Source organism: Aeromonas sp. FDAARGOS 1409, assembly GCF_019048705.1.
In the GTDB taxonomy this organism is placed as follows: domain Bacteria; phylum Pseudomonadota; class Gammaproteobacteria; order Enterobacterales; family Aeromonadaceae; genus Aeromonas; species Aeromonas sanarellii.
In genome coordinates, this window is record NZ_CP077395.1 from 2,183,619 (window position 1) to 2,207,632 (window position 24,014).

General features: G+C 65.2%; 7 protein-coding genes. 5 read left to right on the forward strand and 2 right to left on the reverse strand.

From position 1 onward, the window contains the following. The first annotated feature begins 137 nt into the window (after positions 1-137). A complete protein-coding gene (locus I6L39_RS10470; RefSeq protein ID WP_216991726.1) occupies positions 138-1,799 on the forward strand; it encodes a putative transporter in 1,662 nt (553 codons plus the stop codon). Between the two features lie 222 nt (positions 1,800-2,021). Then, positions 2,022-18,182, forward strand: a complete 16,161-nt coding sequence (locus tag I6L39_RS10475) for an Ig-like domain-containing protein (RefSeq protein ID WP_216991727.1) — start codon at positions 2,022-2,024, stop codon at positions 18,180-18,182. Positions 18,183-18,348: 166 nt separating this feature from the next. Here the strand turns inward: I6L39_RS10475 and mdtH are convergent, their stop codons facing one another. Then, positions 18,349-19,542: a multidrug efflux MFS transporter MdtH gene (gene mdtH, locus I6L39_RS10480; RefSeq protein ID WP_042074011.1), complete on the reverse strand. Its 1,194-nt coding sequence runs from the start codon at positions 19,540-19,542 to the stop codon at positions 18,349-18,351. 206 nt (positions 19,543-19,748) lie between these two features. On the opposite strand from mdtH, the gene I6L39_RS10485 reads away from it, so the two are divergent. Further along, positions 19,749-20,648: a LysR family transcriptional regulator gene (locus I6L39_RS10485; protein ID WP_042074010.1), complete on the forward strand. Its 900-nt coding sequence runs from the start codon at positions 19,749-19,751 to the stop codon at positions 20,646-20,648. A 57-nt stretch (positions 20,649-20,705) separates the two neighbouring features. On the opposite strand, the gene I6L39_RS10490 is transcribed toward I6L39_RS10485, so the two are convergent. Next, positions 20,706-22,472 carry a M4 family metallopeptidase gene (locus I6L39_RS10490; protein WP_216989615.1) on the reverse strand — a complete coding sequence of 589 codons (1,767 nt, stop codon included), beginning with the start codon at positions 22,470-22,472 and terminating at the stop codon, positions 20,706-20,708. A 348-nt stretch (positions 22,473-22,820) separates the two neighbouring features. Between I6L39_RS10490 and I6L39_RS10495 the strand changes: the two genes are divergently transcribed. Together I6L39_RS10495 and I6L39_RS10500 are read left to right on the forward strand one after the other, a co-directional pair. After that, complete coding sequence (locus I6L39_RS10495) at positions 22,821-23,375, forward strand: GNAT family N-acetyltransferase (RefSeq protein WP_209795053.1); 555 nt, start codon at positions 22,821-22,823, stop codon at positions 23,373-23,375. A gap of 37 nt (positions 23,376-23,412) precedes the next feature. Further along, positions 23,413-23,967, forward strand: a complete 555-nt coding sequence (locus I6L39_RS10500; RefSeq protein ID WP_216989616.1) for a GNAT family N-acetyltransferase — start codon at positions 23,413-23,415, stop codon at positions 23,965-23,967. The last annotated feature ends 47 nt before the right edge of the window (positions 23,968-24,014 follow it).

Below are 24,014 nucleotides of genomic sequence, written 5' to 3' on the forward strand. Positions count from 1 at the left end.
TGGCGAGCAATGACCGGATCTAGCCCTTAATTGGTATCTTTGCGCTCATCAAAGCCCGAATACGTGCGGCACTCCACAGTTGCTCCCTTCGTTTGCTGACAAGCTAGGGCCAGTTCAGCTTGGAAAGGATGCAAACGATGAGTGAAATCGCGCTTTCCATCAGCATGTTGTCGCTGGTGGCGGTGCTGGGGCTCTGGCTGGGAAACTGGCGGGTCTATGGCGTGGGTTTGGGCATTGGCGGGGTGCTGTTCGGCGGCATCATAGTGGGCCACTTCGCCGGCCTGTCCGGCTTGAAGCTGGATGAGCAAACACTTCATTTTATTCAGGAATTTGGCCTGATCCTGTTCGTCTATACCATAGGCATCCAGGTCGGTCCCGGCTTCTTCTCCTCCCTGCGCAGCTCGGGCCTCAAGCTCAATGGCTTTGCCGCCCTGCTGGTGGTGCTCGGCTGCGTGGTGGCGGCGGCACTGCACCAGTTGTTCGACGTGCCGCTGCCGGTGATCCTCGGGGTCTTCTCCGGCGCCGTGACCAATACCCCCTCCCTGGGGGCGGGCCAGCAGATCCTGGCGGAGCTCGGGGCGGATCCGGGCTCCACCGGCCTGATGGGGATGGGGTACGCGGTGGCTTACCCGTTCGGGATCTGCGGCATCCTGCTCACCATGTGGCTCATCCGGGTGTTCTTCCACATCAAGATCGAGGAGGAGGCGGCCGCATTCGAGCAGCAGGCGGGCAAGACCAAGGAGAGCCTGCAAACCATCAACATCGCGGTGCGCAACCCCAACATGCACGGCCTGATGCTGAGCGAGATCCCCAGCCTGGACGAGGCCGACGTCATCTGCTCGCGCCTCAAGCGCGGCGACGAGCTGATGGTGCCCAGACCCGACTCGCGCATCGAGCTCGGCGATCTGCTGCACCTGGTGGGAGAGCGCCACGCCCTGCACAAGGTGCTGCTGGTGCTGGGGGAGGAGGTGGATACGTCCCTCTCCACCCGGGGCACCGAGCTGCGGGTGGAGCGGGTGGTGGTCACCAACGAGCAGGTGCTCGGCAAGCGGATCCGCGATCTCGACATCAAGCAGAAGTACGACGTGGTCATCTCGCGCCTCAACCGGGCCGGCATCGAGCTGGTCCCGACCAGCCAGACCAGCCTGCAGTTTGGCGACATCCTGAACCTGGTGGGACGGCTGGACGCCATCGAGGCGGTGACCAGCGTGGTCGGCAACGTGCAGCAGAAGCTGCAGCAGGTGCAGATGCTGCCGGTCTTCATCGGCATCGGATTGGGGGTGTTGCTCGGCTCCATCCCCTTCTATCTGCCGGGCTTCCCCGCGGCCCTCAAGCTCGGGCTGGCAGGGGGGCCCCTGGTGGTGGCGCTCATCCTGTCGCGCATCGGCAGCATCGGCAAGCTCTACTGGTTCATGCCGCCGAGCGCCAACCTGGCGCTGCGGGAGATCGGCATAGTGCTGTTCCTGGCGGTGGTGGGGTTCAAGTCGGGGGCCGGGTTCATCGACACCCTGATCAACGGCGACGGCCCGGCCTGGATGATGTACGGCGTGGCGATCACCCTGATCCCGCTGCTGGTGGTCGGGATGCTGGCGCGCCATTATGGCAAGGTCAACTACCTCACCCTGTGCGGCCTGCTGGCTGGCTCCATGACGGATCCTCCCGCCCTGGCCTTCGCCAACGGCATGCACCCCACCAGCGGGGCCAGCGCGCTCTCCTACGCGACCGTCTACCCACTGGTGATGTTCCTGCGGATCATCTCTCCCCAGCTGCTGGCCATCCTGCTGTGGGCCGGTGCCTGATGGGGGAAAAAATGGGGGCCATTACGGCTCCCATCTTCTTGCTGTCATAATTGATGCTATTGATTTAGTTAATTTTATTTACTTCCCACATCCCTTCGGTTTCATCACGAAACCAGGCCTCATTTCGGTCTGTTCGTTCGATTTTTCTCACTGGTTTCTGGCCCGATTAACAGGCAAATTGCACGCTGGAGCCATATGCCCATCGATATTTCAGGAGAAACCATGAGCAACAAGCGCATCGTATTGGATCAGGCCGTCGTCGTTAGCCACTTGCAAGGAAAAGTCTATCTGGTTGCCGCTGACGGGAGCCAGACGCTTCTTGTAGAAGGCGATGCGCTGCCCAAGGATGCGGTCTTGCTCGCTCCGGAAGGGGCCAGCTTCCAGGGTGGGGAGACCACCTTCACCCTGAGCCCGAGCAACACTCCCGAGTCTGAAGAGCCCCAGCTGGCACAACGGGCGCAAGCCGGGGCTCCTGACGACATTGCGGCCCTGCAGCAGGCCATTCTGGAAGGGATAGACCCGACCCAGACATTTGAGGCGTCGGCGGCGGGCGGGGCACCCGCTGCGGGCAACGTAGGCGGCGTTGCTGGTGCCAGCGGTAATGGCGGCTTCATCACCATCGACAGAACCGGCGATGCCACCATCTCCACTGCCGGCTTCGATACCGCCAATCCGGAGGCGGTGGCGCCGCTGGTGGACGCGCAAGGCAACGAGGATGAACTGCTCGATCTCACCGCTCCCGTCATCACAGTCTCAGCCCCCGACAACACCAATGACCGGACGCCGACCCTGACCGGCACCACGGATGCCCCGGCGGGCAGCACGGTCACTCTGGTGGTCACCGACGCCAATGGCAACCAGCAGACCCTGGTCACCACGGTCAATCCGGATGGCAGCTTCAGCGTGGATGTCGGCACGCCGCTGGCCGAGGGGGGCTATCAGGTGACCGCCTCCGTCACCGATCCCGCTGGCAACACGGGGACGGGGAGCGACGATGGCAGTGTGGACACCACGGCGCCTTCCGTGACGGTGAATGCCCCGGACAATACCAGCGACAGCACGCCGACCATCACGGGGACCACGAACGCAGCGCCAGGCAGCACAGTGACCCTGACGGTGACCGATGCCAACGGCAACCAGCAGACGCTGACCGCAACTGTGCAGCCGGATGGCAGCTACAGCACAGACGTGCTCACCCCTCTGCCGGATGGCGGCTATGAGGTGACCGCCAGGGTGACCGATCCTGCTGGCAACACTGGCAGCGCCACCGATGACGGCAGCGTGGACACCATCGCCACCATCACGGTGAGCCTGGAGGATGTGAACGCGGCCAATGTGGCCGACGCGCCCATCAGCGGCACCTCCGACGTGGGCCCGGGTCGCACCGTGACCCTGATCATCACCGATGCCAACGGCAAGAGCGTCACCATCAGCGCGGTGACCGATGCGGATGGCAGCTACCGCACCACCGCCGACCTGAGCGGGCTGGCGGATGGCAATCTGGTGGTGGATGCCAGCGTGACCGATGGGGCGGGCAACCGCGCCAGCGCCACCGACGACACCACGCTGCTGGATACCACACCACCGGAAGTCCGCATCACCCTGGATGCCGACATCACCGCCGACGACGTCATCAACGCCGCCGAAGCGGGTCAGCCGATCCCGGTCAGCGGCACCGTGACCGGCGAGTTCAAGGCCGGCGACATCGTCACCCTGACCGTCAACGGCAAACCGTTCACCGGTCCGGTGGACGCCGATGGCCGCTTCACCATCCTGGTGGCGGGCAGCGACTTGGCGGCGGATAGCGACCGCACCATCGACGCCAGCGTGACCAGCACCGACGCGGCGGGCAACCGCGCCACCGCGACTGACAGCGAAGGCTACGGGGTCGACACCCAGGCGCCGGTGGACCTCGCCATCACCCTGGATGCCGACATCACCGCCGACGACGTCATCAACGCCGCCGAAGCGGGTCAGCCGATCCCGGTCAGCGGCACCGTGACCGGCGAGTTCAAGGAAGGTGACACCGTCACCCTGACCGTCAACAACGTCGACTACAGCGGCAAGGTGGCTGCCGATGGCCGCTTCACCATCCTGGTGGCGGGCAGCGACCTGGCAGCCGATGGCAACAAGACCATCGATGCCAGCGTGACCAGCACCGATGCGGCGGGCAACAGCGCCACCGCGACTGACAGCGAAGGCTACGGGGTCGACACCCAGGCGCCGGTGGACCTGGCCATCGAGCTGGATGCCAACATCACCGCCGACGACGTCATCAACGCCGCCGAGGCGGGTCAGCCGATCCCGGTCAGCGGCACCGTGACCGGCGAGTTCAAGGCCGGCGACATCGTCACCCTGACCGTCAACGGCAAACCGTTCACCGGTCCGGTGGACGCCGATGGCCGCTTCACCATCCTGGTGGCGGGCAGCGATCTGGCAGCCGATGGCAACAAGACCATCGACGCCAGCGTGACCAGCACCGACGCGGCGGGCAACAGCGCCACCGCGACCGACAGCGAAGGCTACGGGGTCGACACCCAGGCGCCGGTGGACCTGGCCATCAAGCTCGATGACGACATCACCGCCGACGACGTCATCAACGCCGCCGAAGCGGGTCAGCAGATCCCGGTCAGCGGCACCGTGACCGGCGAGTTCAAGGCCGGGGACACCGTCACCCTGACCGTCAACAACGTCGACTACAGCGGCAAGGTGGCTGCCGATGGCCGCTTCACCATCCTGGTGGCGGGCAGCGACCTGGCAGCCGATGGCAACAAGACCATCGACGCCAGCGTGACCAGCACCGATGCGGCGGGCAACAGCGCCACCGCGACCGACAGCGAAGGCTACGGGGTCGACACCCAGGCGCCGGTGGACCTGGCCATCGAGCTCGATGCCAACATCACCGCCGACGACGTCATCAACGCCGCCGAGGCGGGTCAGCAGATCCCGGTCAGCGGCACCGTGACCGGCGAGTTCAAGGCAGGGGACATCGTCACCCTGACCGTCAACGGCAAACCGTTCACCGGTCCGGTGGACGCCGATGGCCGCTTCACCATCCTGGTGGCGGGCAGCGACCTGGCAGCCGATGGCAACAAGACCATCGACGCCAGCGTGACCAGCACCGATGCGGCGGGCAACAGCGCCACCGCGACTGACAGCGAAGGCTACGGGGTCGACACCCAGGCGCCGGTGGACCTGGCCATCAAGCTCGATGACGACATCACCGCCGACGACGTCATCAACGCCGCCGAAGCGGGTCAGCCGATCCCGGTCAGCGGCACCGTGACCGGCGAGTTCAAGGCAGGGGACACCGTCACCCTGACCGTCAACAACGTCGACTACAGCGGCAAGGTGGCTGCCGATGGCCGCTTCACCATCCTGGTGGCGGGCAGCGACCTGGCAGCCGATGGCAACAAGACCATCGACGCCAGCGTGACCAGCACCGATGCGGCGGGCAACAGCGCCACCGCGACCGACAGCGAAGGCTACGGGGTCGACACCACGGCGCCGGTGGACCTGGCCATCGAGCTCGATGCCAACATCACCGCCGACGACGTCATCAACGCCGCCGAGGCGGGTCAGCCGATCCCGGTCAGCGGCACCGTGACCGGCGAGTTCAAGGCAGGGGACACCGTCACCCTGACCGTCAACAACGTCGACTACAGCGGCAAGGTGGCTGCCGATGGCCGCTTCACCATCCTGGTGGCGGGCAGCGACCTGGCAGCCGATGGCAACAAGACCATCGACGCCAGCGTGACCAGCACCGATGCGGCGGGCAACAGCGCCACCGCGACCGACAGCGAAGGCTACGGGGTCGACACCACGGCGCCGGTGGACCTGGCCATCAAGCTCGATGACGACATCACCGCCGACGACGTCATCAACGCCACCGAAGCGGGTCAGCAGATCCCGGTCAGCGGCACCGTGACCGGCGAGTTCAAGGCAGGGGACACCGTCACCCTGACCGTCAACGGCAAACCGTTCACCGGTCCGGTGGACGCCGATGGCCGCTTCACCATCCTGGTGGCGGGCAGCGACCTGGCAGCCGATGGCAACAAGACCATCGACGCCAGCGTGACCAGCACCGATGCGGCGGGCAACAGCGCCACCGCGACCGACAGCGAAGGCTACGGGGTCGACACCCAGGCGCCGGTGGACCTGGCCATCGAGCTCGATGCCAACATCACCGCCGACGACGTCATCAACGCCGCCGAGGCGGGTCAGCCGATCCCGGTCAGCGGCACCGTGACCGGCGAGTTCAAGGCAGGGGACACCGTCACCCTGACCGTCAACAACGTCGACTACAGCGGCAAGGTGGCTGCCGATGGCCGCTTCACCATCCTGGTGGCGGGCAGCGACCTGGCGGCCGATAGCGACCGCACCATCGACGCCAGCGTGACCAGCACCGACGCGGCGGGCAACAGTGCCACCGCGACCGACAGCGAAGGCTACGGGGTCGACACCACGGCGCCGGTGGATCTCGCCATCACCCTGGATGCCAACATCACCGCCGACGACGTCATCAACGCCGCCGAAGCGGGTCAGCCGATCCCGGTCAGCGGCACCGTGACCGGCGAGTTCAAGGCCGGGGACACCGTCACCCTGACCGTCAACGGCAAACCGTTCACCGGTCCGGTGGATGCCGATGGCCGCTTCACCATCCTGGTGGCGGGCAGCGACCTGGCGGCCGATAGCGACCGCACCATCGACGCCAGCGTGACCAGCACCGACGCGGCGGGCAACAGTGCCACCGCCACCGACAGCGAAGGCTACGGGGTCGACACCACGGCGCCGGTGGATCTCGCCATCACCCTGGATGCCGACATCACCGCCGACGACGTCATCAACGCCGCCGAAGCGGGTCAGCCGATCCCGGTCAGCGGCACCGTGACCGGCGAGTTCAAGGCTGGCGACATCGTCACCCTGACCGTCAACGGCAAGCCGTTCACCGGTCCGGTGGACGCCGATGGCCGCTTCACCATCCTGGTGGCGGGCAGCGATCTGGCGGCCGATGGCGACAAGACCATCGACGCCAGCGTGACCAGCACCGACGCGGCGGGCAACAGTGCCACCGCGACCGACAGCGAAGGCTATGGGGTCGACACCACGGCGCCGGTGGATCTCGCCATTGAGCTCGATGCCGACATCACCGCCGACGACGTCATCAACGCCGCCGAAGCGGGTCAGCCGATCCCGGTCAGCGGCACCGTGACCGGCGAGTTCAAGGCCGGGGACACCGTCACCCTGACCGTCAACGGCAAACCGTTCACCGGTCCGGTGGATGCCGATGGCCGCTTCACCATCCTGGTGGCGGGCAGCGACCTGGCGGCCGATAGCGACCGCACCATCGACGCCAGCGTGACCAGCACCGACGCGGCGGGCAACAGTGCCACCGCCACCGACAGCGAAGGCTACGGGGTCGACACCACGGCGCCGGTGGATCTCGCCATCACCCTGGATGCCGACATCACCGCCGACGACGTCATCAACGCCGCCGAAGCGGGTCAGCCGATCCCGGTCAGCGGCACCGTGACCGGCGAGTTCAAGGCTGGCGACATCGTCACCCTGACCGTCAACGGCAAGCCGTTCACCGGTCCGGTGGACGCCGATGGCCGCTTCACCATCCTGGTGGCGGGCAGCGACCTGGCGGCCGATGGCGACAAGACCATCGACGCCAGCGTGACCAGCACCGACGCGGCGGGCAACAGTGCCACCGCGACCGACAGCGAAGGCTATGGGGTCGACACCACGGCGCCGGTGGATCTCGCCATTGAGCTCGATGCCGACATCACCGCCGACGACGTCATCAACGCCGCCGAAGCGGGTCAGCCGATCCCGGTCAGCGGCACCGTGACCGGCGAGTTCAAGGCCGGCGACACCGTCACCCTGACCGTCAACGGCAAACCGTTCACCGGTCCGGTGGATGCCGATGGCCGCTTCACCATCCTGGTGGCGGGCAGCGACCTGGCGGCGGACACCGACCGCACCATCGACGCCAGCGTGACCAGCACCGACGCGGCGGGCAACAGCGCCACCGCGACCGACAGCGAAGGCTACGGGGTCGACACCCAGGCGCCGGTGGATCTCGCCATTGAGCTCGATGCCGACATCACCGCCGACGACGTCATCAACGCCGCCGAAGCGGGTCAGCCGATCCCGGTCAGCGGCACCGTGACCGGCGAGTTCAAGGCCGGCGACACCGTCACCCTGACCGTCAACGGCAAACCGTTCACCGGTCCGGTGGATGCCGATGGCCGCTTCACCATCCTGGTGGCGGGCAGCGACCTGGCGGCGGACACCGACCGCACCATCGACGCCAGCGTGACCAGCACCGACGCGGCGGGCAACAGTGCCACCGCGACCGACAGCGAAGGCTACGGGGTCGACACCCAGGCGCCGGTGGATCTCGCCATTGAGCTCGATGCCGACATCACCGCCGACGACGTCATCAACGCCGCCGAAGCGGGTCAGCCGATCCCGGTCAGCGGCACCGTGACCGGCGAGTTCAAGGAAGGTGACACCGTCACCCTGACCGTCAACAACGTCGACTACAGCGGCAAGGTGGCTGCCGATGGCCGCTTCACCATCCTGGTGGCGGGCAGCGACCTGGCAGCCGATGGCAACAAGACCATCGACGCCAGCGTGACCAGCACCGATGCGGCGGGCAACAGTGCCACCGCGACTGACAGCGAAGGCTACGGGGTCGACACCCAGGCGCCGGTGGACCTCGCCATCACCCTGGATGCCGACATCACCGCCGACGACGTCATCAACGCCGCCGAAGCGGGTCAGCCGATCCCGGTCAGCGGCACCGTGACCGGCGAGTTCAAGGCCGGGGACACCGTCACCCTGACCGTCAACAACGTCGACTACAGCGGCAAGGTGGCTGCCGATGGCCGCTTCACCATCCTGGTGGCGGGCAGCGACCTGGCAGCCGATGGCAACAAGACCATCGACGCCAGCGTGACCAGCACCGATGCGGCGGGCAACAGCGCCACCGCGACCGACAGCGAAGGCTACGGGGTCGACACCCAGGCGCCGGTGGACCTGGCCATCGAGCTCGATGCCAACATCACCGCCGACGACGTCATCAACGCCGCCGAGGCGGGTCAGCCGATCCCGGTCAGCGGCACCGTGACCGGCGAGTTCAAGGAAGGTGACACCGTCACCCTGACCGTCAACAACGTCGACTACAGCGGCAAGGTGGCTGCCGATGGCCGCTTCACCATCCTGGTGGCGGGCAGCGACCTGGCAGCCGATGGCAACAAGACCATCGACGCCAGCGTGACCAGCACCGACGCGGCGGGCAACAACGCCACCGCGACCGACAGCGAAGGCTACGGGGTCGACACCCAGGCGCCGGTGGACCTGGCCATCGAGCTCGATGCCAACATCACCGCCGACGACGTCATCAACGCCGCCGAGGCGGGTCAGCCGATCCCGGTCAGCGGCACCGTGACCGGCGAGTTCAAGGCCGGGGACACCGTCACCCTGACCGTCAACAACGTCGACTACAGCGGCAAGGTGGCTGCCGATGGCCGCTTCACCATCCTGGTGGCGGGCAGCGATCTGGCAGCCGATGGCAACAAGACCATCGACGCCAGCGTGACCAGCACCGATGCGGCGGGCAACAGCGCCACCGCGACTGACAGCGAAGGCTACGGGGTCGACACCCAGGCGCCGGTGGACCTGGCCATCAAGCTCGATGACGACATCACCGCCGACGACGTCATCAACGCCGCCGAAGCGGGTCAGCCGATCCCGGTCAGCGGCACCGTGACCGGCGAGTTCAAGGCAGGGGACACCGTCACCCTGACCGTCAACAACGTCGACTACAGCGGCAAGGTGGCTGCCGATGGCCGCTTCACCATCCTGGTGGCGGGCAGCGACCTGGCAGCCGATGGCAACAAGACCATCGACGCCAGCGTGACCAGCACCGATGCGGCGGGCAACAGCGCCACCGCGACCGACAGCGAAGGCTACGGGGTCGACACCCAGGCGCCGGTGGACCTGGCCATCGAGCTCGATGCCAACATCACCGCCGACGACGTCATCAACGCCGCCGAGGCGGGTCAGCCGATCCCGGTCAGCGGCACCGTGACCGGCGAGTTCAAGGAAGGTGACACCGTCACCCTGACCGTCAACAACGTCGACTACAGCGGCAAGGTGGCTGCCGATGGCCGCTTCACCATCCTGGTGGCGGGCAGCGACCTGGCGGCCGATAGCGACCGCACCATCGACGCCAGCGTGACCAGCACCGACGCGGCGGGCAACAGTGCCACCGCGACCGACAGCGAAGGCTACGGGGTCGACACCACGGCGCCGGTGGATCTCGCCATCACCCTGGATGCCAACATCACCGCCGACGACGTCATCAACGCCGCCGAAGCGGGTCAGCCGATCCCGGTCAGCGGCACCGTGACCGGCGAGTTCAAGGCCGGGGACACCGTCACCCTGACCGTCAACGGCAAACCGTTCACCGGTCCGGTGGATGCCGATGGCCGCTTCACCATCCTGGTGGCGGGCAGCGACCTGGCGGCCGATAGCGACCGCACCATCGACGCCAGCGTGACCAGCACCGACGCGGCGGGCAACAGTGCCACCGCGACCGACAGCGAAGGCTACGGGGTCGACACCCAGGCGCCGGTGGACTTGGCCATCACCCTGGATGCCGACATCACCGCCGACGACGTCATCAACGCCGCCGAAGCGGGTCAGCAGATCCCGGTCAGCGGCACCGTGACGGGCGAGTTCAAGGCAGGGGACATCGTCACCCTGACCGTCAACGGCAAACCGTTCACCGGTCCGGTGGACGCCGATGGCCGCTTCACCATCCTGGTGGCGGGCAGCGATCTGGCGGCCGATAGCGACCGCACCATCGACGCCAGCGTGACCAGCACCGACGCGGCGGGCAACAGCGCCACCGCGACCGACAGCGAAGGCTACGGGGTCGACACCACGGCGCCGGTGGACCTGGCCATCAAGCTCGATGACGACATCACCGCCGACGACGTCATCAACGCCGCCGAAGCGGGTCAGCCGATCCCGGTCAGCGGCACCGTGACCGGCGAGTTCAAGGCCGGGGACACCGTCACCCTGACCGTCAACGGCAAACCGTTCACCGGTCCGGTGGATGCCGATGGCCGCTTCACCATCCTGGTGGCGGGCAGCGACCTGGCAGCCGATGGCAACAAGACCATCGACGCCAGCGTGACCAGCACCGACGCGGCGGGCAACAGCGCCACCGCGACTGACAGCGAAGGCTACGGGGTCGACACCCAGGCGCCGGTGGACTTGGCCATCACCCTGGATGCCAACATCACCGCCGACGACGTCATCAACGCCGCCGAAGCGGGTCAGCCGATCCCGGTCAGCGGCACCGTGACCGGCGAGTTCAAGGCCGGGGACATCGTCACCCTGACCGTCAACGGCAAACCGTTCACCGGTCCGGTGGACGCCGATGGCCGCTTCACCATCCTGGTGGCGGGCAGCGACCTGGCAGCCGATGGCAACAAGACCATCGACGCCAGCGTGACCAGCACCGATGCGGCGGGCAACAGCGCCACCGCGACCGACAGCGAAGGCTACGGGGTCGACACCACGGCGCCGGTGGACCTGGCCATCAAGCTCGATGACGACATCACCGCCGACGACGTCATCAACGCCACCGAAGCGGGTCAGCAGATCCCGGTCAGCGGCACCGTGACCGGCGAGTTCAAGGCAGGGGACACCGTCACCCTGACCGTCAACGGCAAACCGTTCACCGGTCCGGTGGACGCCGATGGCCGCTTCACCATCCTGGTGGCGGGCAGCGACCTGGCAGCCGATGGCAACAAGACCATCGACGCCAGCGTGACCAGCACCGATGCGGCGGGCAACAGCGCCACCGCGACCGACAGCGAAGGCTACGGGGTCGACACCCAGGCGCCGGTGGACCTGGCCATCGAGCTCGATGCCAACATCACCGCCGACGACGTCATCAACGCCGCCGAGGCGGGTCAGCAGATCCCGGTCAGCGGCACCGTGACCGGCGAGTTCAAGGAAGGTGACACCGTCACCCTGACCGTCAACAACGTCGACTACAGCGGCAAGGTGGCTGCCGATGGCCGCTTCACCATCCTGGTGGCGGGCAGCGACCTGGCAGCCGATGGCAACAAGACCATCGACGCCAGCGTGACCAGCACCGATGCGGCGGGCAACAGTGCCACCGCGACTGACAGCGAAGGCTACGGGGTCGACACCCAGGCGCCGGTGGACCTCGCCATCACCCTGGATGCCGACATCACCGCCGACGACGTCATCAACGCCGCCGAAGCGGGTCAGCCGATCCCGGTCAGCGGCACCGTGACCGGCGAGTTCAAGGCAGGGGACACCGTCACCCTGACCGTCAACAACGTCGACTACAGCGGCAAGGTGGCGGCCGATGGCCGCTTCACCATCCTGGTGGCGGGCAGCGACCTGGCAGCCGATGGCAACAAGACCATCGACGCCAGCGTGACCAGCACCGATGCGGCGGGCAACAGCGCCACCGCGACCGACAGCGAAGGCTACGGGGTCGACACCACGGCGCCGGTGGACCTGGCCATCAAGCTCGATGCCAACATCACCGCCGACGACGTCATCAACGCCGCCGAGGCGGGTCAGCAGATCCCGGTCAGCGGCACCGTGACCGGCGAGTTCAAGGAAGGTGACACCGTCACCCTGACCGTCAACAACGTCGACTACAGCGGCAAGGTGGCTGCCGATGGCCGCTTCACCATCCTGGTGGCGGGCAGCGACCTGGCGGCCGATACCGACCGCACCATCGATGCCAGCGTGACCAGCACCGACGCGGCGGGCAACAGTGCCACCGCGACCGACAGCGAAGGCTACGGGGTGGACACCACCGCGACCGGGGCGCCGACCGTGGTCATCGTGGACGATGCCAACAACGACCAGATGTTGACCAAGACCGAGATCGGCAGCGATCAGATCCAGGTGCAGGCCGGAGTCAATCACGCCGATCTGGTGGCGGGTGGCAAGGTAACGCTGACCATCAACAATGGCGGTGTGAACAGCACGGTGCAGCTGACGCTGAAGGCTGATGGCTCCCTGCTGGCGAGCGATGGCAAGAACTACGGCTATCAGAATGGCACCATCAGCTGGACCGAGACGACCCCGACCAACGGCAAGTCGTTGACCGTGACCGCGACCCAGACCGACGCGGCGGGCAATGTCTCCCTGCCGGGCCGCGACACGGCGGAGATCCTGAACGAGGCCCCGGAGACGGCAAACAAGCAGGCAAACGGTCAGGAAGATGCATCCAGCATCGCCATCCCGCCGCTTTCCGGCAGCGACATCGACGGCAGCGTGGTGAGTTTCACCATCAAGAGCCTGCCGGCCAACGGTACCCTCTATCTGAACGGGGTGGCCGTGACAGCGGATCAGAGCATTGCGGTGGCAGATGCCGGCAAGCTCACTTTCACCCCGAATGCCAACTGGAACGGCAACACCAGCTTCAACTATGCGGCGGTGGACAACGACGGCGCCCTGGATGCGAGCCCGGCGACCGTGACCATCAGGGTGGATGAGGTCAACGACCTGCCGACCCTGATCATCACCAGCGGAGCTGTCGTCTCCGAAGAGGGGCTTACGGGCGGTATTGCTGATACGGCGGGTAGCAGCGATACCACCAACAGCGTGGCTGCCAGTGGCAAGTTCTCGGTTGGCGATGTCGACAGCAACGACAACCTGATCATCAGCCTGAGTGGGCCGAGTGACCTCACCTCAGGCGGTGTGGCGGTGCAATGGAGCTGGAATGCCGCCACCAAGGTATTGACCGGTTATACCGGCACACCGGGTGGTGCCGACTACAAGGCGGTCATGGATGTGCAGCTGACGGCACCCAACACCAGTGGCAAGGGGGAGTGGAGCTACGACGTGACCCTCAAGGCCTCGATTGACCATCCGGTCAAGGGAAGCGAAGACGTACTGAACTTCCAGATCGGTGTGACGGTATCGGATGGCAAGACCACCGATACCAAGAGTCTGTCCATCTCGGTCGAGGACGACTCGCCGGTGGCAGGCGACATGGATGCCGTGGCCGTGACCAGAACGAATATCCCTGACACCCTGACTGGTCTGTTCGATCTGACCAAATACAGCGGCAATCAGGCCACCCTGAATGCAAACGGCTTCAGCATCGCGGCGATGGGCTTCACCTCGGCGACCGACTCGACGCTGACGGCGGCCAATGTCAACGGCTCCAGCGCCGGGCTGGGGGTTGCCAGCGTCGGCTCACCGAACCACAACCTCGCCAACGAGATAGATTTCCGCCACTTCGCGGATGGCTCCTCCGCTTCCGAGCAGCTGATCGTCAGACTGGACGCGGGCAAGGTGGCCTATGGCGCCAATATCAAGTTCAGCAAGATGTTTGGTGGCGAGCTGGAGAGCGGGGTCGTGGAGTTCTATCGTGGCGGGGTGCTGATCAATACCCTGGTATTCAACTCGACGGCGGCAGGTGGGGAGTTCAACCAGAACTTCCAGGTGCAGCAGGGCGGCTTCGATACCATGGTGATCAAGGCCACCAACAATGGTAACGGCCTCTACGGTGACAACAGCGACTTCACGGTGAAGAGCATCGAGTTCCTCGGTGCCGACACGGCGCAGGCCATCGCCTATGGTTCCGGCACCGTGACCCCGCAGTGGGGGGCCGATGGCAAGGGGTCCATGGGGCTGGTCCTGGATCCGGACGCCTTCGAGAGCGGCCTGCGGACGGCCGCCGGTTCCCTGGTCACCATCAGCTCAAGCGGGGCCAATACCCTGCTCGGCAAGGATGCGGGTGGCAATCTGGTCTTCCGGCTGGAGTTCACCCCGGCCACCGGCAAGTGGGAGTTCTTCCAGTATCAGAACATGTCCAAGCCCCAGGGAGATGGCGACATCGACTTCCAGATCCGGGTGGTGGATGGGGATGGTGACGTCAGCATTGGGTCCTTTGCCACCAAGCCGCTCTTTACGCCGACGGTACAGGGGATCTCTGCCGACAGCGTGACCGAAGGCGGCAGCCTGCAACATACGGTGACCCTGTCCGACGCGACCCAGGAGGCGACGCAATATGACTTCGCCATCAGGGGCAGCGGCAGCAACCCCGCCTCCAACCAGGATTGGGGCAATGCCCAGTTCAGCAACGGCGTGACCTACAACAGCACCACCGGCAAGATCACGGTACCGGCCGGGGTATCCGGTTTCAGCGTGACCATTCCGACGGTGAACGACCGTCTGGTCGAGGCAAACGAGACCCTGTCGCTGACCATAGGTGGCCAGAGCGGCACCGGCACCATCCTTGACAACGATCGGGCGCCGACGGCTGCCGGGGGCCACAGTGCCGGGCAGGAAGACAAGCCCCAGGTGCTGACTTGGGCCCAGTTCGGTGCCAGTGACGATCAGGCCGCGACCGATCTCGGGGTGCAGATCAACACCCTGCCGCTGAATGGCACCCTCGAATATCTGAACGCTGCGGGTCAGTGGGTTGCGGTGCAAACCGGAGCCCTCATCTCCTATGCCGAGGTCAATGCAGGCCATCTGCGCTTCGTGCCCGGTCTGAACGAGTCGAGCACCAATGCCGGCAACGGCAACGGCGCCCTGATCGGCAACCTGAAGGGGGACTATGCCAGCATTGGCTATCAGATAAGCGACGGCGCCAACCTCAGCAACGGCGGCAAGCTGGTGATCGATGTGACGGCGGTGGCCGACAAGCCGACCGTCAACGTCACCCTGACGGGGAATGGCATTCCGTTGTACAGCCCGAGCTTCCCGAGCGCGGGCGTTACCACGGAGCAGTTCCAATCCGGCAACGTCAACAAGACGGCCCTTGGCATCACCAACTCGCTGACGGACAGCAGCAGTGGTCAGGAGCGGGTTGATGGCACCAATGGCAACGACTATATCGTCAGCGTGAAGGGCGGCGGTGACCACTTCGTCGGCGGCCTGGGCAATGATGTCCTGGTCGGTGGCGATGTTGCCACGGGCGATACACTCGATGGTGGCACGGGCGACGATGTGCTGGTATCCGGTCTTGGCAGCGATGGCCTCTATGGCGGCATCGGTACCGATATCGCCGTGCTGCCTGGCAACCGAGCCGATTACGCCATCAAGATGGGCAGCGGATACTCGGTCAATGATCGCTGGTTCGACTTCTCCGTCACGGAGAAGGGCGTCGGCATCACCAAGGCGCTGCACGACGTGGAGTATGTTCAGTTCGCCGACGGCATCTACCAGCTCAACCAGAGCACTGGCGAGCTGACCCTGGTACAGCCGGTGGTGGTCGACTACCCGCTGGAGCTGAGCGCCTCCCTGAGCGATCGGGATGGCAGCGAAGTACTCGACAGCCTGGTGCTGAGCGGCATGCCGAAGGGGGCCGAGCTCTACAACGGCAACCAGTTGCTGGGGACCGTCGGGGTTGATGGCAAGCTCACTCTCACCGCCAGCAGCGGCCTGTGGAGTGCGAGCGCGCTGGATGTGAAGCTGACCGGCTTGACGCTGCGAGTCCCCGGCAACAATGCCGGTCAGGTCGATCTCAAGGTGGACGCCATCGCCAAGGAGGTGGGGACCGATCAGACCAGCTCCGCGTTCGACGATGACAGCATCCGCCTGAGCTACTTCAACGCCACCGAAGGGGAGCCGGGTAGCCAGGATCATGCTTATGGCAGCGAGCACAATATCGTGGTGGGGGATCTGGACGGCAGCGTGGTGCTGCCCGGCCAGAACTACAACATCGCCTTTATGGTGGACAGCTCCGGCAGTATCGGCAGCGATGCCATGAAGACCATCAAGAACCAGCTGGCGCAGGTTTTTGCCAGTCTCAAGACAAGTGTTGGGACCGAGGGGGCGGGCAAGGTCAATATCTTCCTGGTGGACTTCGACAGTCAGGCCAACAAGTCCATCAGTGTAAATCTGAAGGATTCTGATGCCTTGAACCAGTTGCAAAACATTATCAAAACCATGGATGGCAGTGAGAAAAATGGCGGTGCTACAAACTATGAGGATGTATTTAAAACTACCGCTAACTGGTTCAAAAGTGATTTTGCCGAGTTAAACACCAATGCCAAGAATGTTGCCTACTTCATAACGGATGGCCAGCCGAATACGTTCAATTCCGAGTCTGATCCTTTCATTGGCTATCAATGGGAAGGAGGCAAGTGGAATGCTGTTTATTTGAGTCAGATTGTTGCTGGCGGATACCAACTTGGTCAGGAATATTATCTTGATGGTCGTCTGGTGATTACAACGACAGGCCAAGTATATAGTGCTGACGGACGCTGGAAAGGAGTTATGCGCCCTGATGGTAAAGGGGGTTATGAAGCGGTGACACTCTCTGGTGATCGAGACGGTAATAGCGATCAAAATGCGAGAGATGGTTACGCGCTATTGGTTGCGGCAGGCGTTACTGTAGAGGCTATTGGTATTGGTGACCAGTTGAGTGTCAACGATTTGAGAGGATTCGACAGTGACGGCAAAGTGTTGACAGGGATTAGTGCTGATGGTTTGGCCAATGCCATCCTGGGGACCTCCATCAACAACCTGCCGGGGGCCGACCGTTTCAATGGCGGGGCGGGCGACGACATCCTGTTTGGCGACGCGGTGCGCTTCACCGGTATCGGCGGGGAGGGCTATGCGGCCATCAAGCAGTATGTGAGCGGCAAGCTGGGGGCCGGGTCGGCGACCGATGCCCAGGTGCATTCCTACATCAGGGATCACGCCAGCGAGTTCGATCAGTCGTCGGCCAATGACAAGGGCGACACCCTCTACGGCGGGGATGGCAATGACATCCTGTTCGGTCAGGGCAGTGACGACTTCCTGTATGGCGGGGCCGGCAACGACATCCTGTTCGGTGGCAGCGGCAACGACACCCTCTATGGCGAGAGTGGCAGCGACGTGCTGAGTGGTGGCAGCGGCAACGACACCCTGTACGGCGGGACTGGCAACGACGTGCTGAGGGGCGGTCTTGGCAACGACATCCTGGTTGGCGGGCTCGGCGACGACATCCTCAAGGGGGATGCTGGAGCCGATACCTTCACCTGGCTGAAGGGGGATACCGAGGCTGGCAAGGTCGCCAAGGACTACATCGTCGATTTCAGCAAGTCGGAAGGGGACAAGCTGGATCTCAGCGACCTGCTCGACAGCGATGGCAGCAAGAACGAGAGCTCCCTGAAGAGCCTGCTCTCGGTGTTCCAGGACAGCGAAGGGGTGCACTTGCAGGTCAAGGAGAGCGGCGCGGCGCCGGTGACCCAGGAAATCGTGCTGGTGAACCACACCTTCGACACCCTGACGGGGAGCTCGGGCACCACGGCCAATCAGGTCATCGACTACATGCTGAACAACAACCTGCTGGACATCGACAAGTAATCCGGTCAGATGGACACAAAGCGGCGGAGCAATCTGCCGCTTTTTTTATGGGCGCTTTTCGGGTAGATGGGCGGTGACGAGAGGGAGGGCAATGCAAGGAGAAGGTAAAAAAGGGCGCCCTTCAAGAGAAGGACGCCCGGGTTGGAATGGCATGATTGCCAGGGGCTCAGGCATTGACCCCGGCCAGACGAGAGCCGCGCTGGAAGCAGTTTGCCAGCAGCAGCAAGGTGGTGACACCGACGGTGCCGAGCACCAGCCAGGGCAGCCAGGGTTGCCCCTGGGCCATGGCGTAGTCGTGCAGGGCGCCGCCCCCCACGTAACCCGTCATGCCGCCGAGCGCCAGCCCCAGCCGGCTGAAGCCCATGTAGCTGCCGCGCGCCCCGGGTTGGGCCAGCTTGGTCATCAGCGTCTCCCGCGCCGGCTCGGCGATGACGATGCCGAGGTAGAAGCAGGCGAGCAGCAGGAAGACGGCGGGCAGGGTGGTGGCGAAGGCGACCAGGCCTATCCCCGCCGTCATCAGCAAGACCCCGGCCATCAGGCGGTTCTCCAGCTTGAAGTGGCGCTCGCCGTAGCGGGCCAGGGGGTAGAGCAGGGCCAGGGAGATGGCGGTCTCCAGGGTATACATCCAGCCCACCGCCGTGGTGCTGCCCGCCATCTGCTTGACCAGGATGGGGAAGATCAGCATGACCTGCACCCAGAGCGCGTAGTAGCCGCTCAGGATCAGCACCAGCCGGCAGAAGGCCTTGTCCGCCAGCACCTGGCCGAGGCCGTCGCGGATCGGTGTCGGTCGCACCGAGAGCTTGTAGGGGGGCAGGATCAGCAGGTTGCACAGGGCGGCGCAGACGAACAGGCCGGCTCCCAGCAGGCAGACATACTCGAAGTCGAAGTTCAGCAGCCAGCTGCCGAGCAGGGCGCCCACCACGGCGCCGGCGCTCTCCAGCATCATCAGCAGGGAGATGTAGCGACCCCGTTCCCGTGGCCGGGTGAACTTGATCACCAGGGCGGCGCGGGGGGGATCGAACAGGCAGCCGCCGAGGCCCGAGATGACGCAGGAGAGGATGAGTTCCAGCCCGCTCTGGGCATAAGCCAGGCTGGCAAATCCCAGCGCCCGCAGCAGCATGCCGCAGACGATGAGCGGGCGGGCTCCGAACTTGTCGGCGAGGGAGCCGCCAAAGACCCCCAGCCCCTGCTGGGTCAGCTGGCGCAGGCCCAGCGCCAGCCCGACCACTCCGGCGGCCCAGCCGAGCTGATCCACGAAGCGCAGGCTGATCATGGGCATGACCACGAAGAAGCCGAGGATCACCAGGAGGGAATCCAATGCCAAGAACCACCGCCCCAACCGCCTCGCCCGCTCCACCATGATCCTGTTACCTCTGTTCGCTTCGTTGATATTGTCGTTTTGTCTTTTTGCCCGAATGGCGCCGTCACCAAACAGAGCCAAGGGCGATGACAAGTCCCTGACTCGGTGGCGTTTTGCCATTTCATGACGATTGATGCTGCTATTCTGGTGGGGCGCCAGATATAGTGGTAGCCGACAACTGGCTATATTTCATATTGGATTTGGTTATGGCTGTGACACTCGACGATTTGCAATTGCTGCTGGATGTGGCCAACCGTGGCAGCTTCAGCAAGGTGGCGGCCATTCGCGGCTGGTCACAACCCATGGTCAGCCAGCGGATCGCCGTGCTGGAACAGGAGCTGGGCCAGTCCTTGTTCCGTCGCCACCGCCGTGGCGCCACCCCGACTCCGGCCTGCGAGCAGTTTCTGCCGGCGGCGACCGCGGCCCTGACGGCGCTGGAAGGGGGGCGGCTCGCGATGCAGGGGGCGCCGGCCCTGCCGCGGATCCGGCTCTCCTGCCTGCCCTCTCTGACCACGGCGGTGTTCGGTCCCCTGCTGCTGGCCCTGGTGGACGAGTCCTTCGAGATCCGCTGCAACACGGATCACTCCGGCATCATCATGCAGGAGCTGCTGACCGGCGAGACCGACGTCGGCTTCATTCTCAAGTGTCCCGCCATCGCCGGCATCCAGCTCGAGCTGCTCTACCGTTCCCCCATCATCGCCGTGGCCTGCGCCACCCATCCCCTGGCCGGGCGGCAGGGGCTGACCCTGCAGGACATCGCCAACGAGCGGCTGGCTCCCCAGCAGTGGGGCACGGGCTGCGACGAGCTGATCCTGCAGCTGCGGCTGCTGCGCCAGGTGGCGAGCCCGCTGCACGCAATCCAGCCCGCCAGCGCGGCGCGGGAGCTGGCGCTGGAGCACGGCTTCATCACCCTGATGCCGGCGCTCGCCATCACCCGGGATCTGGAGTTCGGTCGCCTGGTGAAGCTGGACGTGGTGGATCTGCCGCCGGATCACTGGGACGTCATGATGGCCTGGCGCAGCGGAAAACGGCCCAATCCTGCCAAGGAGCGGGTGCTGGAGGCGGCCCGCACCCTGGCCCGGCGCTGGGCGGGCAAGCGGGAATGAAAAAGCGCCGGACCAGGCCGGCGCTCTTCTCTTATTCCCGTTTATGTCTGTTCAGGCTCAGTAGCTGGCCTTGAGGGTCACGCCGGAGAAGGCGCTGAACCCGCTCAGCTGCACATGCCAGGTGCCCGCCTTGGGCGCATTCAGGGTGCAGGTCTCGGCGTTGCCGCTCTTGTAGGGGCGGCAGTCATAGCTGGTGCTGGTCGGGGCCGAGCCGAACTTCACGTAGAGATCCGCATCCCCGGTGCCGCCGCTGCTGGCGACCACCAGCTGGCTCTTGCCGGCGGGCACCTCTATGGTGTAGCTCAGCTTGCCCCCCTTGGCGGCGGCGAGGCCGGTCACCGGCACCCCGTTCTGCAGCACGCTGCCCGGTTGCGGCGTGGTGCCACAGCTGGCATTGACACCGACCGCGGTGAAGGCTGCCGCCACATCGGTCAGGCTGTAGCCGAGATCCGTGGCCGCCTTGGTCACGCCGCAGGCGCCCTGATCGAAGGTGGTGTTGGCGCCCCAATAGAGGCGGTTGGCCAGCACGAACACCTCGAACGCCTTGCGGGTATTCCAGCCGCCGGTGTTGGCCAGCAGGTAGAAGGCGCGGTTGTAGACCCCCGAGCTGTGGTGCACATCGATGCCGTCATAGTAATCGCTGGCGTGGCCGATGGAGCTGCCGTCCCGGGTCGGGTCCTCGAAGTAGCGCAGTGAGCCGTTGCCCTTGAAGATCTGGGCCCCCACCAGCCAGTCGTTGCTGCCCTTCATGTAGTACTCGGCCGCTTCCCCCGCCATGTCGGAGAAGGCCTCGTTGATGCCGCCCGACTGGCCGGAGTAGACCAGGCCCGAGTTCTGCTCGGTGAAGCCGTGGCTCACCTCGTGGGCCGCCACGTCCAGACTCACCAGCGGGTAGAAGGTGGTGGCGCCGTCACCGAAGGTCATCTGGCTGCCGTCCCAGAAGGCGTTCTCGTAGTTGCGGCTGTAGTGCACCCGCATCTTGAGCTTGAAGCTCAGCGGCGCCGTGTTGTACCAGTTGCGGTACATGTCGAACACCACATTGCCGAAGTAGTGGGCGTCGTTGAGCGGCGAGTAGGCACCGTTGATCTCCTTGACCGTGTTCTCCGGGCAGGTGAACTGGTGCACGGCGCCGCCACTGGTGGCGTGGTTGAGGTTGACGGTGTCCACGTTGGCGCTGCTCATGCGGCAGCTGTCGTCCACCTGGAGGGGACCGAAGTCGGCGCCGTAGAAGTACTTGCCGGTCTTGATGTTGCCGCCCGGGCCTGTGGCGTCCTTGTGGTTGATCCCCTCCCAGCGCTTGAGCTCGCTGCCGGTCTGGGCGTCGATCATCACGAAGGGGCGGCTCGGCTGCTCGCTCGCCGCCAGCCAGGAGACCAGGTAGACCAGCCGGGCCTGGCCGGCATCATCCTGGACCACGAACAGCTTGACCCGCTCGTTGCTGCCCTTGGCGCCGGCACGCGCCTTGCTGGCGGCATCGCTGGGGGAGAGGGCGGCGGTCGGGCTCGCCAGATCGGCCTCGATCTGGCGCAGCATGGTGCCGGAAACCTGGCTTATCTGGCCACCGAGGGAGTGCTCGGCCACCAGCACCTGGCCCCAGACCGGGATGCCGTGCCAGGTCTGCTCATAGCGCACCCGCTGCTGGCCATTGGGCAGCTTGACCGCCCGCACCTGCCGAAACTCGCCATCCCCGGCCAGGGCGCTGACCCCGGCGGCGCCGCTCGGTGCCCCCTGAAGGCCTGCGACCCGATTCACTTCCACCTGTTCTGCCGCCACGGCGGCGCTTCCCCAGCAGGCCAGTACCACGGCCAAATAGACTTTGTTCATCTCGTCTTTCCTTAGTCGATGAAAATTGCACGCCGAGTCCGTTGCCCGGCGCTCTTACACTAGTGGGAAGGGGGGAAATAACGGCCTGTCATTTGTCACAGGGCAGAGAAAGTGGGTAGCACAATTCACTTTTGTGGCACTTATCATCCAAAAAACCGGGCGTTTTTAGTGTGTTAATCCAATGGACGGCGAGATTGATGACATGCTCGATAACGCACCCGGATGGGCATCGCCATATGGGGGTTGCCAGCGGGGGAGGCGCGCCGAAAGTCCTTGGCAAACAAGGGATTGATTGACTACATTGGCTCCCATGACGGCGCATGCCGGGTCAAAACAGGGGGAGTGGCGATGTTTTCATGGCAACTGGATGACGAGCTGGCGCTCCTGTTCCTGCAACCCGACATGGCCAGCGAACTCTTTCGCCTCTGCCAGCGCAATCGCGACTACCTGAGTCAGTGGCTGCCCTGGGTGCCCCATATCCAGCAACCCTCGGACAGCGCCACCTTCATCCGCCATGCCATCGAGAAATTTGCCCGGGGCGAGGGGCTGACCACAGCCATCGAGTATCAGGGAGAGGTGGTCGGCGTCATCGGCTACAACCGGATCGATCATGAGCTGGCCAAGGTCTGCATCGGTTACTGGCTGGCGGAGCGCTGGCAGGGGCACGGCATCATCACCCGGGCCTGCCAGGCCCTGATCCATCACGCCTTCGAGGAGATGGGGATGGAGAAGGTGGAGATCAGCGCCGCCCTGGAGAACGAGGCGAGCCGGGCGGTGTGCGAGCGGCTCGGCATGGTGCAGGAGGGGGTGACCCGGCGGGCGGAGCGGCTGGCGGACAGGGTGGTGGACCATGTCAACTACGGTCTGCTGCGGGACGAATGGCTCAGGCAGAGGGAGCACTGATGGCCCTCCTGTCCGCCTCCCACTTCCGGGGGGAAAGATGACGACGCTGCCCCATCTCGTCACGGCCCGTACCCGGATGACCGTGCTGCCCCCGGAGCGGGCCGGTCTGATGCTGGATTTCTACCTGCGCAACCGCGCCCACCTCGCCCTCTGGGAACCCAGGCGGGACGAGAGCTTCTATACCCTGGCCCACTGGCAGGCGCGCCTGCGCGACGGTTACGGCCAGTTCTTCGACGGCAGCGCCGTGCAACTGGTGGCGCTCGACCCCCAGGGGGAGCGGGTGCTGGCCACCTGCAACTTCACCCAGATCATGATGGGTATGTTCAAGGCGTGCCACCTGGGCTATGCCATCGACCAGGCGCACGAGGGGCAGGGGTTGATGCGGGAGGTGGTGAGCGCCGGCATCGACTACCTGTTCCATGAGTTCGGCCTGCACCGCATCATGGCGAGCTACATGCCCGCCAACCTGCGCAGCGGCGCCCTGCTCACGCGGCTCGGCTTCGAGCGGGAAGGCTATGCCCGGGACTACCTGATGATCAACGGCCGCTGGGAGGATCATGTCCTCACCGCGCGGATCAACCCCGCCGTCTAACCGACACCAGCCCGCATTCCCTCGGCACGGCTCGCGATGGCGCCCGG

Bases quoted from the DNA above. Each gene is read 5' to 3' on its own strand.
- I6L39_RS10495 (WP_209795053.1), top strand. From the start codon at position 22,821: ATGTTTTCATGGCAACTGGATGACGAGCTGGCGCTCCTGTTCCTGCAA.
- I6L39_RS10500 (WP_216989616.1), top strand. From the start codon at position 23,413: ATGACGACGCTGCCCCATCTCGTCACGGCCCGTACCCGGATGACCGTG.
- I6L39_RS10490 (WP_216989615.1), bottom strand. From the start codon at position 22,472: ATGAACAAAGTCTATTTGGCCGTGGTACTGGCCTGCTGGGGAAGCGCC.
- mdtH (WP_042074011.1), bottom strand. From the start codon at position 19,542: ATGGTGGAGCGGGCGAGGCGGTTGGGGCGGTGGTTCTTGGCATTGGAT.
- I6L39_RS10470 (WP_216991726.1), top strand. From the start codon at position 138: ATGAGTGAAATCGCGCTTTCCATCAGCATGTTGTCGCTGGTGGCGGTG.
- I6L39_RS10485 (WP_042074010.1), top strand. From the start codon at position 19,749: ATGGCTGTGACACTCGACGATTTGCAATTGCTGCTGGATGTGGCCAAC.
- I6L39_RS10475 (WP_216991727.1), top strand. From the start codon at position 2,022: ATGAGCAACAAGCGCATCGTATTGGATCAGGCCGTCGTCGTTAGCCAC.